Here is an 11,635-nt window from a genome sequence, read left to right as displayed (position 1 = left end):
CGTCACCGGCCGAGCGGCAGGCGGTCGGCGAGCCAGTGCGGCAGGCCGTTCGCCTTGATCCGCGCCGCCGCGGTCGCGACGTCGTAGGGCACGCGATGAAAGGCGATCTCGCGGCTTATGGTATCGAACATCGCAAACGACGCCGCGGGATCGCCGTCGCGCGGCTGGCCGACCGAGCCGAGCACCGCAAGCCAGCGCCGCCCCGGCAGCAACTGAACGGCGATGCCCGAAGTCGGAACGAAGCTCGTCATCTTGGCGGTTGAGGACATCGAATAGAGGCCGGGACGATGGATGTGGCCGCAGAACGTGATCTGCAGCTCGGTTGCCATCATGCTGCGCGCGGCGTCGGCGGTGTCGCGCACGTAGCGCCATTTCGTGGGCTCCGAAGCTTCGGAGTGCACGTAGAGCCGATTGTCCTCCTCCCGCGACATCGGAAGCTCGGCAAGGAACGCCTTCTGCTCGCCGCTGAGCCGGCCGCGGGTCCAGTCGATCGCGGCCTGCGCCTCGGCATTCATGCTGTCGCTCGGCACGCCGATCGCATTGTCATGATTGCCGCGCACCGCGATCGCGCCCTTGGCGACGAGGTCCATCACCGTATCGACGGCCCATTCGGGATCGGCGCCGTAGCCGACGATATCGCCGAGGCAGATCAGCCGCTCGGCGCCGCGCGCATGCGCAGCGTCGAGGCAGGCGGCGAAGCCCTGCCGGTTGGCGTGAATATCGGCGAACAGTGCAAGCCGCATCGTGGTCCGCGTTGCTGATTCCTATCCGATATCAAGCACACGCGGCCCCGGGCTCGCAATCGGGCCAAAGGCATCAGGTGGTCAGAGGTATGTCGGCAGAAAGCTCAGCTAGGGCTTGCAGACCCGCAGGCCCTTCAGCAGCAGGGCCAGCAGCGCATCGATCCGCCCCGGGCATTCCGGCTTGGCCCATTCCTCGGCATGCGCCGGGTGATGGTAGCGGACGGTGGCGTCGAACACGGCACGCGCGGTCGCCTTCACATTGTCGATCTCGAACACGCCCTGCGCGACACCGTCGGACAGGATTTTCGCGATCAGATCGACCTGCTTGTCCTTGTAGGCTTCCACCACCTCGCGCGCGTCCTGCGCCAGCGCCAGATAGGTCGCGAACATCTCGGGATCGTCGCAGACCTTCTTCTGCTTGATCGTGAAGGCGGTGCGCAGCCATTGCTCCAGCCGCTCCGGCGCCGGGCCTTCGCCGGCTGCGATCTTGCACAGCGGCTCGTTGGCGCGGTCGAGCCAGCGCTTGGCGACGGCATCGCGCAGCGAGGCTTTGCTGGGGAAGTGACGGTAGACGCTGCCGTGGCTGACATCCAGCGCACGGGCAACGTCGACAACGGTGGCCTTGGTCAACCCGAAGCGCCTCAAGACATCCTCAGTTGCCTCAAGGATCCGCTCGGGTGTCAAAACCACCGCCTCGTTCATGCGTTTACCGTCTGGTTATCGCTGTCCTGCCCGCGGGTGAACTTGGCGGCCTGGGCGGCCAAGTGGCGGGCGACGCGAAGATTGAGCCACTGTTGAATCTGGGCGGTCAATTGAAAGATTTCTATGGTCATGGAGGTAGTCCTTCGAGGTAGTCAAATTAAGTCCGGCTCCCCCGGCCAAACGCCGGAACAGCCACTGGGCGCCCTCCTCCCTTGGGCTCATTAGTATATACACCATCCCGCTGACAGATTTCAATATCTGTCAGACAATATTTTGTGAAATGACAGCAGTCCTCCCGGGAAAGCCCCCGGCCGATGGGGCGCTACAACGTTCCGTGAGCAGCGGGGGCGATCTGCCAATCCGCGCCTATGTCTCGCTCGGGGCTACCCGGGAGAGACTTGCATGGACCGGCCAATGACCTTGAAGGAGATCGCCAAGATCACCGCGGGCGCGGTGGTCTCGCTCGTCATTGTCGGGTGGCTGATGGTGCTTGCGATCGCATTCCTGACGGTGCTGTGAGCCCGCCTCGCCGCGCCGGCCCCTCACCGTACCTTGCTGCCGGAATCGAAAGGGGCCGCTTCACGCAGCGGCCCCTTTGCCGGGAAAATCGCTTCGGGATGAAATCTAGCCCCGGTTAGCCCCAAGACTACACACTTCAGGGAATTGAGGAATTCCGGATGATTACTGTCCATCCCGCTGACTGATTATTGCCGATCCCTATTTTTGTGCCACCTTCTGGGTAGGCATCCTGCTATCGCTGCTCGTCCTTGGGCGGCATCCGGGGCGGCGGCAGCGGCGTGAACACCGACCCTTGCGCGCCGGCCGGCGGGGCCACGAACGTCCCCGTCGTAGAATCGCCGCCTGTCGTCTCCACGATCGTCTTCGGCGTGATGTACTCCCTGACGAAGTCCATGATGGTGCCGTCGCCACCGCCGAAATCCGCCGCCCGCCCGCCCTGCGGATGCCCGGCCTTGATCTCGTTCTCGGCGGTGTGGGTCTGCTCCGCCAACGCCTCGCTATAGGGAATGCGGAAAGCGCGCGGGATCGCGCTCGGCCGGTTGTCCTCGTCAAGCTCCTCGACCCAGAGATAGATCGAGCCCGGGTCGCCCTCGAGCGAATGCGGCTCCACGATCCGCGTCGACAGCAGCTTGAAATTCGCCGGCAATTTTTCCGCGGACGCCCAGCCGAGCAGACCGCGCATGCCGCCGAAGCTGACGAAATAGAAGGCGCTGGTCACGACGATGACGACAGCCTTCAGCGACCAGTGCAGCCGCGCATAGACCAGCACGATCAAGAGCAGCGCACCCACCACCGCGTATGCGACCGCAAGCGTGAGAATGACCGACTGCAGACTAATCACGGCGGAGCACCCTGACGCCGGTTTTCGGATCCATGTCGGCGCCGTTGCGCCAGCTGCTGCGGAAGGTCTCGAGCAGCGATTTCGGCCGCCGGTCCACGTTGATCACCTTGCCCTCGGCGTCGAGACGAAACCTGACCGCGGTCTTCTCGTCGCCGGTGTGATCGACGGTCAGCTTGTCGTCGAAGATCACCTGCGCCGTTGGATTGAGCTTCTGTACCTTCACATTGGCCTGCACCGGCTCGCCGGTCGTCGCCTGGAAATGCGAGACGTTGACGGTGTATTCGCCGGCGACGATGCCGCGCAGCGTGACGATCTCCTCGCGGATCGGAGAGGCGATCTTCTTGCCGTTGACGATGATGAAGTCGTTGGCGCCGCCGCGGTCGTCGCGATCGAGCGTCAGGAAGCCGGCCTCGCGATGCCGGTACCAGGCGATGTTGCCGGCCGGATCCTGCACGAACAGGTCGAGATCGTCAGGATGGTTGTCCGGCCAGTCCATCGTGATGATGAACTCCGCCTTGGATTCGATCTTGCCGTCCTTGGAATCCGGCGACACCGCAAGCAGCGCCAGGAAGAACAGGAAGGCGATGACCTGCAGCGCCTTGAACAGCATCACGCCGAGCGGATCGAACGGCTCCTCGCGCGGATAGAGCCCGAACTCATCCATCATGACGGCGTACCAAGGCGACGTTCCAGGGCCGGCGTGACGTGCGTCTCGGTCAGCACGACGGCGTCGGAAAACACCCGCTGGGTCGCGGAATCGAGCATGTAATACTGGATCCGGACCAGGATCGATCCGATCAGCCCGGCCAGCGTCGTGTACATCGCGACCGCCATGCCGTCGCTCATCAGGCCCATCGACGACTTCATCGCGACCTTGTCGGCGGCATCCAGCGAAGCGATCGGCGCCAGCATGATGATGAAGCCGATGATGGTGCCGAGCAGGCCGAGCTTCATCAGCGTGTCGGAGACGAAGGCGCCAAAGCCGTTGGACCCGCGCAGCCGGTCCGCCAGCGTCCGCAGCAGCAGGGTCTGGTCGATGCGCCCCTTGGCCTGCGCCTCGGCTTTCTGCACCAGGCTCTTGATGTGATCGGTGACGAGCCCGCCGGGCAGGCCGCGCGCATCTGATGCAAGCGCCCCCGATGCAAGGATCTTGGCGCCATCGGGCGCGGCGAGGATGGTGCGGCAGGAGCGCGCCACCTCGCCTTCCCGCGCGATCGCCCGCGTCCGCCAGAAGCAATGGATGCAGGTGACGATGTAAAGGACGGCGATGACGCTGGAAATGTAGGTGCGGTCGGAACTGATCATGAGGCGGATCAGCCCGTAGCGCCACAGCAGGAAGGCGGCGAACACCGAAAGGCCGGTGAAGATCATCCAGAGCAGCAGGGCGCTGCGCTCCGCCGCGTCCGTGCCGGCCGATGCGGCCGCGACGTCGACCTTGGCATCCATGCTGCGTGAGCTCCCTGTGTTCCGTGAGGCTCCGCGCGGGCCTCACTTTCCGTTAGAGCAGAGCCGGCCTGCGCCGTCCAAAGACATCTGCCCAGATTTCGTCGGGCAAATTTCCCGACCTGCATAGCTTCGCATGCTTGCGATTGGCGGGGAACAGCGGTGCTGTTAGCATCGCATCTCTCGTTTGAGCATGACCAGCCGCTTCTCTCCGTTTCGGATCATGCTCTGGCCGTGGAGTGATCGCATGCGCCTCGTGCTTCAACTGGTCGCCCGCCTGCTCGTGATCGTCGCGCTATGCCTCGGCGCTGCCACCATCTGGGCCACGATCGACGCCTATCGCAGTGTCGATCGCGCCACGCAGGCGTCCGCCGAGCGGGTTTCGCAATCGCTCGAAGCGCTGTACTGGCGCGAATTGCTGCTGCGCAGCAACCGGATGCGCGAGCAATTGCTGCCGGCACCGGACTGGCGCACCATCGAAACCATGGGCCTGATCGCGCCGGGGATCTGCGTGCAGTTCGAACCGGCCGGCGCCTTCGAGAAGCCGCTCTGCGGCCAGAGCAAGGGAATCGGCAAGGCGCCGCCGCGCTGGTTCGCGGCCACCGTGCAGATGGTGCTCGGCGATCACGCCACCGTGGAGCGGCCGATCAGCGCCCGCGCCGCGACCGCGGGAACCGTCCGCGCCATCGCCGATCCGGACGCCGCGATCGCGCTCGCCTGGCAGCACATTCTCGACAACATCCATGTCGCGCTGTTGATGGCGCTCGCCATCGCGCTGCTCGCTTCGCTTGCGATCGCGCACACGCTGGCGCCCGCCCACTCGATCGTGTCGGCGCTGCGGCGCATGGCCGACGGCGAGTACCGTACGCCGCTGCCGCGCGTCCGCTCGATGGAGCTCGCGATGATCGGGCGCGCCGTCAGCGATCTCGGCGACCGCCTCGCGCTTGCCGAGGAGGAACGCACGGTGCTGACCAGGCGGCTGCTCGAAATCCGCAACGACGAACGCCGCACGCTGGCGCGCGAGCTGCACGATGAGTTCGGCCAGAATCTCACCGCGATCCTCGCCTTCGCCAACACGATCGAGGCAAGTGCCGGGGACAAGTACGCCGCCGGCACCGAAATTGCGCAGGATGCACGGATGATCTCGCAGGCGACGCGCCGCATCATGGCGTGCCTGCGCGATACGCTGAACCGGCTGCGCCATCCGCCGGCCGAAGAGCTCGGGCTGGAGGCAAGCCTGGTCGATCTCGTCGACAGCTGGCGGTCGCGCACGGCGCAGCCGATGATCCAGCTCGATCTGCAGGGCGACCTTGCCGACATCAGCGGCACGGTCGCCGCCACCGCCTATCGCGTCGCGCAGGAGTGTCTGACCAATGCGCTGCGCCACAGCTCGGCGCGCGAGATCGTGCTGCGGATCGAGCGGCGCACCGGAAGCGAGAACGCTCTGCTGGTGCGCGTCGAGGACGATGGCGGCGGCGATGCGGCCAAGGTGGCGCAATCCGCGGGCTTCGGCCTCACCGGCGTCAGCGAACGCGTCACAGCCCTCGGCGGCTCGCTGTCGATCGCGCGCGCCAGCCGCGGCCTGTCGGTCGCCGCCACGATCCCGCTCGCCGCCTGAGATGACAACCGTGACGGCGACAGCGGCTAAGATTCGGGGCATCTCGATCCTGCTGGTGGACGATCATCCGGTGGTCCGCCAGGGCTACCGGCGCGTGCTCGAGCATCAGGACGATTTCCGCGTGGTCGCCGAAGCCGACAACGCCGCCAATGCCTATCGCGCGTTCAAGTCGCACCAGCCCGATGTGGTGGTGATGGACATTTCGATGCCGGGTGCCAGCGGGCTGGAAGCGATCCGCAACATCCGCGCGCGCGACGCCGACGCCCGCATCCTCGTCTTCAGCATGCACAGCGAGGCGGCCCAGGTGAAGGCGGCATTCGGCGCCGGCGCCAGTGGCTTCGTCACCAAGGGCAGCGAACCGGCCGAGCTGATCGCGGCGATCCGCTCGGTGGCGCGCGGCGAGCATGCGATGAGCGACGACGTCGCCCGCGTGCTGGCGCTGGAGAGCCTGGTGCCGACCCGATCGGCGCTCGACCAGCTCGGCGAGCGGGAGATCGAAATCCTCCGGCAACTGGCGGCCGGCAGCACCAAGGAGCAGATCGCCGCCAACCTCAACCTCAGCACCAAGACCGTGCAGAACTATCACTACCTGATCAAGGCCAAGACCGGCATGCGGACCGATGCCCAGCTGGTCCGCCTCGCCGTCGAATGCGGGCTGGCGAATTTGTAGCCCCGTTCCCGTAGCCCGGGTGAGCGCAGCGACACCCGGGGCGGGTTGTGCATATTCCCGGATATCGCTTGCGCTCATCCGGGGCTACGGGCTGGTACCATTCGCGCGTGACAAGTCGGCGGGTTACGCTACGCTGACCCGCCCACCAAGGCTCACAAGAAACGGACGCTCCCCATGCCCATCGTCAATCGCGTTGCCGCCCTCTCGGATGAAATGGCCGCCTGGCGCCATGACTTCCATGAGAATCCCGAACTGCTCTACGAAGTCCACCGCACCGCCGGCATCGTCGCCGACAAGCTGCGCGAGTTCGGCTGCGACGAGGTGGTGACGGGGATCGGGCGCACCGGCGTGGTCGGCGTGATCCGCGGCCGCAAGTCCACTTCGGGAAAGACCATCGGCCTGCGTGCCGACATGGACGCGCTGCCGATCGCGGAGGCCTCGGGCGTCGCCTACGCCTCGAAGATTCCCGGCAAGATGCACGCCTGCGGCCATGACGGCCACACCGCAATGCTGCTCGGCGCCGCGAAATATCTCACCGAGACGCGCAATTTCGACGGCACCGCGGTCGTGATCTTCCAGCCCGCCGAGGAAGGCGGCGCCGGCGGCAAGGCGATGGTCGACGACGGGCTGATGACCCGGTGGGGCATCCAGGAGGTCTACGGCCTGCACAATATGCCCGGCCTGCCCGAGGGTTACTTCGCGACCACGCCGGGCCCGATGCTGGCCTCGTCGGACACGTTGAAGATCGTGGTCCACGGCAAGGGCGGCCACGCCGGCGCCGCCCCGCACGAGGCGGTCGACAGCGTGCTGATCGGCGCCCAGATCATCAATGCGCTGCAGTCGATCGTATCACGCAATGTCGACCCGTTGAAATCGGCGGTCATCTCGATCACCATGTTCGAGGCCGGCACCGCGTTCAACGTGATCCCGGAGACCGTCACGCTGGGCGGCACCGTGCGCACGCTCGATCCCGGTGTGCGCGACCTGGTCGAGCGCCGGATCGGCGAGGTCGCCTCCAGCATCGCCAAGGCCTATGGCGGCTCGGCCGAGACGGATTATGGACGGATGTATCCGGTGACGTTGAACCACGCGCGCGAGGCCGGCGTCGCCGCCGAGGTCGCCCGCGATGTGGTCGGCGCCGACCGCGTCAACGACAATCTGGTGCCGGTGATGGGCGCCGAGGATTTCGCCTTCATGCTGGAAGCGCGCCCCGGCGCATTCGTCTTCCTCGGCATGGGCGACGGTCCGATGTGCCACCACCCCGCCTACAAGTTCAACGACAACATCCTCGGCCACGGCGCCTCCTACTGGGTGCGGCTGGTCGAGAAGCAGATGCCGGCGGGCTAAGGCACCCTCTGCTGCAGACCGTCAGGCCGCGATAGCTTCGCGGCCTGCACGCGTCACGTGCGCGGCTGCTGCTGCGTCACGCAGTGGATGCCGCCGCCACCGGCGGCGATGCCATCGATGTTGAGCTGGATGATTTCCCGGCCCGGGTACAGGTCGCGCAGCTTGTCGCGCGCGTTGCGGTCCGCTGCCGCATCACCGAATTCCGGCGCGATCACGGCACCGTTGCAGACATAGAAATTGATGTAGCCGGCGGCGAAGCCGTCGTCGTTTCCGTACTTTGGACGGACCGTCGACGGTCCCTGCAACTCCACGACCTTCAGGTGTCGACCTCTTGCGTCTGTCGACTTGCGCAGGATTGCCAGGTGTTCTCTCGTCACCTCGTAATCGTCGAACGACGTATCCATCTCCAGGCCCGCGACAACGACGCCCGGGCTGCTGAAGCGCGCGTAGAAATCGGTATGGCCGTCGGTAATGTCGTCTTTGTTGTGACAGCCGGGTAGCCAGATGATCTTCTGCAGCCCGAGCAGGCGGAAGAGTTCAGCCTCGCATTCATCCTTCGTCAAACCAGGATTGCGATTGTCGTTGAGAACACAGCTTTTGGTGATGATCGCTGTCCCCTCGCCGTCGACTTCGATGCCGCCGCCCTCCAGCTTCGGGCCGGCCTTGATGAACTCAGCTTGCGCAAGCTCGGCCACACGTTCCGCGATCTTGGCATCATGCGCATGCGTTTGCTTCCCGCCCCAGCCGTTGAAATTGAAACCGACGGCGCCGAGCTGCCCGGCAGGATTGGTCACAAAGGCCGGTCCCGTGTCGCGCAGCCACACATCATCGAGCGGTTGAACGACGAGGCTGACCGAGGGACCGCACAGCCGCGCGGCGATGTCGTAGTCCTCCTCGCGCACGAGCATCTTCACCGGCTCATAGACCGCGATTGCCTTGGCAACGCTGGCGAGATTATTTCTGATGACGGGAAGGAGCTTCGTGCCCCAGAGCTCCACGTCGGCGCCGAAGGCCATCCAGGTGGCGGCATGCGGGGCGCCCTCGCCAGGCATGCGCCAGTTCGTTTGATGTCGTGCAGCATCGTTCATGAGCATTCGAACCGCGATGGCCGTCCCCGTTCGTCACAGGGTAACGCAGGCGTCCCCGCGCGGGCGACCATTTTGGAACGCACCGAGCCGGCCGCCGATGCCTAGCGGGCGGGGTCGACCTCGCTTGTCCCCACCATCCGCGCGGCGACACGGTCGCGCTTGACGAAGTGGTGGAAGGCGACCGCGGCGAGGTGCAGCACGATCAGCGCCAGCAGCACATAGGCGAAGAAGATGTGGCGATCCTCATAGGCATCCGCCGCCGCCTTGTCGGGCGAGGTGATCTGGGGAACGTGAAACAGGCCGAAGAAGCTCGAATAATCCTGGGCGCGGGCGCCGGAATGCGCCCAACCCAGCATCGCCACCAGGATGGTGACGGCGTAGAGCGCGCCGTGGCTGACCCGGGCGGCGATCCGCTGCCAGGAGGGCATCTCGGCCGGCAGCGCCGGCGTCGGGTTGACGCCGCGCCAGACCAGCCGCAGCACGGTGAGCAGCAGCACCAGGTAGCCGATATCGGCGTGGATCGAGCGGTAGAAGAACTTGTCCGCCCGCGCCGGGACGTGGTTCATCCACCAGCCATAGGCCAGCATGCCGATGATGGCGATGCCGAGCACCCAGTGGAACGCGCGGGCTAGCGAGCCCCAGCTCGCGGCGGTATTGCGGATCATGTCGCGTGGCCCCCTTGCGGCCGCATTTTTGGATTTCACACGTCGCAGCAATAGTTTGCCGTAATACTTGCAGCTATCGGTCAAGGCCATGTGAAATTCCCGGCTTCACCGCCTTTTGTCGGCCGAAGCGGCCGGATAGCCAAAAACAACTGAATGGTAACCCTGCTTCGGATAGAGTTTTCGCGTGTCCACTCCCCCGACCATCCTTGTGTTCGATTCCGGCCTCGGCGGCCTCACCGTGCTGCGCGAGATCGTCCGCGCCCGGCCCGACGCGCATTACGTCTATGTCGCCGACGACGCCTTCTTCCCCTATGGCCACCACGGCGAGGACGAGATCATCGCCCGCGTGGTGCCGCTGGTCGGTGAGCTGATCGCGGCGCACGCGCCCGACCTCGTCGTGATCGCCTGCAACACGGCATCCACCCTGGTCATGTCGCATCTGCGCGACGCCTATCCTTTGCCCTTCGTCGGCACCGTGCCGGCGATCAAGCCGGCCTGCGCCTCGTCGAAAACGAAGCGCGTCTCGGTGCTCGGCACAAGGGGCACCGTGAAGCGCGAATATACCCGCAAGCTGATCTCGGACTTTGCGCATGGCTGCGAGGTGACGCTGGTCGGCTCCGGCGAGCTCGCCTCGCTGGCGGAGGCCGCCCTCAGCGGCGCGAGCGTGCGTGACGAGGATATCGCGGCCGAGCTCGCGCCCTGCTTCGTCGGCGATGGCGCCCACGATCCCGCCCGCACCGACACCGTCGTGCTCGCCTGCACGCATTATCCGCTGCTGCTGGAACGCCTCAGGAGGCTCGCGCCCTGGCCGGTCGACTGGATCGATCCGGCGCCGGCGATCGCACGCCGCGTCGCCGACCTGCTCGGCCCTGCCGGCCACGAGAGCGACCAGGCCCGCGCCGAGATGATCTTCACCTCGAAGCGCCCGCACGCGCTGACGGAAGCCTTGACGCCATTCTTCGGCGGCCGCGTCCCGGCCTGATCCTTTTCGCCGTCCCAACGTGCTGCTAGCCTCTGCTCTCCTTCGAGGGAGGACCGAACTTGACCGCAGCCCCGCTGACGCCGCTCAATCGCCTGCGCGAGGCGTGGCGCGACAAGCGCCCGACCTTCGGCGCGATCGCGACCATTCCGAGCATCCAGACCGTGCAGATCATGGCGCAGTCACTGGACTGGATCATCGTCGATCTCGAACACGGTCCGATCGATCTCGGCACCGCCCATGCGATGATCGTGGCGACCTCGGGCACGCCCTGCGTGCCGATGGTGCGGATCGCCGCCAACGAGCCGCATCTCGCCAAGGCACCGATGGACATCGGCGCGCTCGGCATCAATTTTCCGATGATCTGCAACGCAAGCGATGCGGTGAAGGCGGTGCGCAGCGTGCGCTATCCGCCGCAAGGCGACCGGCTCTGGGGACCGTTCCATGCGCCGTTCCGCTGGGGCGTCTCGATGAACGACTATATGGCGACCGCTGACGACGACATGATCTGCATGATCACGATCGAGCACGTCGATGCCGTCAACCGCATCGACGAGATCGTGGCGACACCGGGCATCGACCTCGCGGTGATTGGTCCCGGCGATCTCGCCACCTCGATCAACAAGCGCGGTCTGCCCGACGATCCCGAAGTGGTCGCGCTGATGCAGCGCGCCGAACAAGGCATCATGAAGAGCGGCGTGCCGATCGGCGGCGTCGCGCGCACCGCCGAACAGGCCAATGCGATGATCGACCGCGGCTACCTCGCGCTCGCACTCGGCTTCGACTGGTCGCTGTTCCAGCGCGGCATCGCGGCCGCGTTCGCGGGGATCAAGCGGTAGGCGTCAAACGCGGCCGCCGCTTGCTCTCAGCTGCCGGCGAGCAGGTTCCAGTCACGTCGTGAAGGAACCGCGGCGCAACGTCCGGCATCTCGCCTGCGACGGAGTGAACGATGCGTGTCGCCGAGACAGCTCGTTCGCCTGAGTAGCTCATGAATAAGCGGCGCAAACCCGCGCTGCTGGA

The 11,635-nt window shown here is 65.8% G+C and carries 13 protein-coding genes; 5 read left to right on the top strand and 8 right to left on the bottom strand.

What is annotated here, in order from left to right; translation table 11 throughout:
• Window positions 1-2 precede the first annotated feature (2 nt).
• From QA635_RS17035 to QA635_RS17010, 6 genes are all read right to left on the bottom strand, one after another.
• Window positions 3-743: a metallophosphoesterase family protein gene (locus QA635_RS17035; RefSeq protein WP_283070500.1), complete on the bottom strand. Its 741-nt coding sequence runs from the start codon at window positions 741-743 to the stop codon at window positions 3-5.
• A gap of 108 nt (window positions 744-851) precedes the next feature.
• Complete coding sequence (locus tag QA635_RS17030) at window positions 852-1,445, bottom strand: TetR/AcrR family transcriptional regulator (RefSeq protein WP_076828498.1); 594 nt, start codon at window positions 1,443-1,445, stop codon at window positions 852-854.
• Window positions 1,442-1,576 carry a hypothetical protein gene (locus tag QA635_RS17025; protein ID WP_016843141.1) on the bottom strand — a complete coding sequence of 45 codons (135 nt, stop codon included), beginning with the start codon at window positions 1,574-1,576 and terminating at the stop codon, window positions 1,442-1,444. The genes QA635_RS17030 and QA635_RS17025 overlap by 4 nt, the downstream gene beginning before the upstream one ends.
• A 620-nt stretch (window positions 1,577-2,196) precedes the next feature.
• Complete coding sequence (locus QA635_RS17020) at window positions 2,197-2,805, bottom strand: hypothetical protein (protein ID WP_168858972.1); 609 nt, start codon at window positions 2,803-2,805, stop codon at window positions 2,197-2,199.
• The gene (locus tag QA635_RS17015) at window positions 2,798-3,472 is read right to left on the bottom strand and encodes a hypothetical protein (protein ID WP_283070497.1); all 675 of its coding nucleotides are present in this window, start codon (window positions 3,470-3,472) and stop codon (window positions 2,798-2,800) included. The genes QA635_RS17020 and QA635_RS17015 overlap by 8 nt, the downstream gene beginning before the upstream one ends.
• A complete protein-coding gene (locus QA635_RS17010) occupies window positions 3,469-4,251 on the bottom strand; it encodes a MotA/TolQ/ExbB proton channel family protein (protein ID WP_057018416.1) in 783 nt (260 codons plus the stop codon). Before QA635_RS17010 ends, QA635_RS17015 begins: the two co-directional genes overlap by 4 nt.
• Before the next feature lie 244 nt (window positions 4,252-4,495).
• Between QA635_RS17010 and QA635_RS17005 the strand changes: the two genes are divergently transcribed.
• The 3 genes from QA635_RS17005 to QA635_RS16995 all read left to right on the top strand — a co-directional run bounded on the left by QA635_RS17005 (window position 4,496) and on the right by QA635_RS16995 (window position 7,883).
• A complete protein-coding gene (locus tag QA635_RS17005) occupies window positions 4,496-5,866 on the top strand; it encodes a histidine kinase (RefSeq protein ID WP_283070494.1) in 1,371 nt (456 codons plus the stop codon).
• A 1-nt stretch (window position 5,867) separates the two neighbouring features.
• Window positions 5,868-6,536: a response regulator gene (locus QA635_RS17000; RefSeq protein ID WP_283070493.1), complete on the top strand. Its 669-nt coding sequence runs from the start codon at window positions 5,868-5,870 to the stop codon at window positions 6,534-6,536.
• Window positions 6,537-6,710: 174 nt separating this feature from the next.
• Window positions 6,711-7,883, top strand: coding sequence for a M20 aminoacylase family protein (locus QA635_RS16995; protein WP_283070491.1), 1,173 nt, complete (start codon window positions 6,711-6,713; stop codon window positions 7,881-7,883).
• A gap of 53 nt (window positions 7,884-7,936) precedes the next feature.
• On the opposite strand, the gene QA635_RS16990 is transcribed toward QA635_RS16995, so the two are convergent.
• The gene (locus QA635_RS16990) at window positions 7,937-8,971 is read right to left on the bottom strand and encodes an agmatine deiminase family protein (protein ID WP_283070489.1); all 1,035 of its coding nucleotides are present in this window, start codon (window positions 8,969-8,971) and stop codon (window positions 7,937-7,939) included.
• A gap of 101 nt (window positions 8,972-9,072) precedes the next feature.
• Complete coding sequence (locus QA635_RS16985) at window positions 9,073-9,636, bottom strand: cytochrome b (RefSeq protein ID WP_057018412.1); 564 nt, start codon at window positions 9,634-9,636, stop codon at window positions 9,073-9,075.
• A 184-nt stretch (window positions 9,637-9,820) separates the two neighbouring features.
• On the opposite strand from QA635_RS16985, the gene murI reads away from it, so the two are divergent.
• Together murI and QA635_RS16975 are read left to right on the top strand one after the other, a co-directional pair.
• Window positions 9,821-10,618 (top strand): glutamate racemase, encoded by a 798-nt coding sequence (murI, locus tag QA635_RS16980; RefSeq protein ID WP_283070488.1) that lies wholly within the window; start codon window positions 9,821-9,823, stop codon window positions 10,616-10,618.
• A gap of 59 nt (window positions 10,619-10,677) precedes the next feature.
• Complete coding sequence (locus QA635_RS16975) at window positions 10,678-11,454, top strand: HpcH/HpaI aldolase family protein (protein ID WP_283070486.1); 777 nt, start codon at window positions 10,678-10,680, stop codon at window positions 11,452-11,454.
• Window positions 11,455-11,635 lie beyond the last annotated feature (181 nt).

It is taken from the genome of Bradyrhizobium brasilense (assembly GCF_029714345.1).
GTDB classification, from domain to species: domain Bacteria; phylum Pseudomonadota; class Alphaproteobacteria; order Rhizobiales; family Xanthobacteraceae; genus Bradyrhizobium; species Bradyrhizobium australafricanum.
The sequence above is the reverse complement of the archived record's forward strand: the minus strand, read 5'-3'. Positions and strand labels throughout refer to the sequence as shown.

Bases quoted from the DNA above. Each gene is read 5' to 3' on its own strand.
- QA635_RS17030 (WP_076828498.1), bottom strand. From the start codon at position 1,445: ATGAACGAGGCGGTGGTTTTGACACCCGAGCGGATCCTTGAGGCAACT.
- QA635_RS17015 (WP_283070497.1), bottom strand. From the start codon at position 3,472: ATGATGGATGAGTTCGGGCTCTATCCGCGCGAGGAGCCGTTCGATCCG.
- QA635_RS17005 (WP_283070494.1), top strand. From the start codon at position 4,496: ATGCGCCTCGTGCTTCAACTGGTCGCCCGCCTGCTCGTGATCGTCGCG.
- QA635_RS16995 (WP_283070491.1), top strand. From the start codon at position 6,711: ATGCCCATCGTCAATCGCGTTGCCGCCCTCTCGGATGAAATGGCCGCC.
- QA635_RS17010 (WP_057018416.1), bottom strand. From the start codon at position 4,251: ATGGATGCCAAGGTCGACGTCGCGGCCGCATCGGCCGGCACGGACGCG.
- QA635_RS17025 (WP_016843141.1), bottom strand. From the start codon at position 1,576: ATGACCATAGAAATCTTTCAATTGACCGCCCAGATTCAACAGTGGCTC.
- QA635_RS17000 (WP_283070493.1), top strand. From the start codon at position 5,868: ATGACAACCGTGACGGCGACAGCGGCTAAGATTCGGGGCATCTCGATC.
- QA635_RS16985 (WP_057018412.1), bottom strand. From the start codon at position 9,636: ATGATCCGCAATACCGCCGCGAGCTGGGGCTCGCTAGCCCGCGCGTTC.
- QA635_RS16990 (WP_283070489.1), bottom strand. From the start codon at position 8,971: ATGAACGATGCTGCACGACATCAAACGAACTGGCGCATGCCTGGCGAG.
- QA635_RS17035 (WP_283070500.1), bottom strand. From the start codon at position 743: ATGCGGCTTGCACTGTTCGCCGATATTCACGCCAACCGGCAGGGCTTC.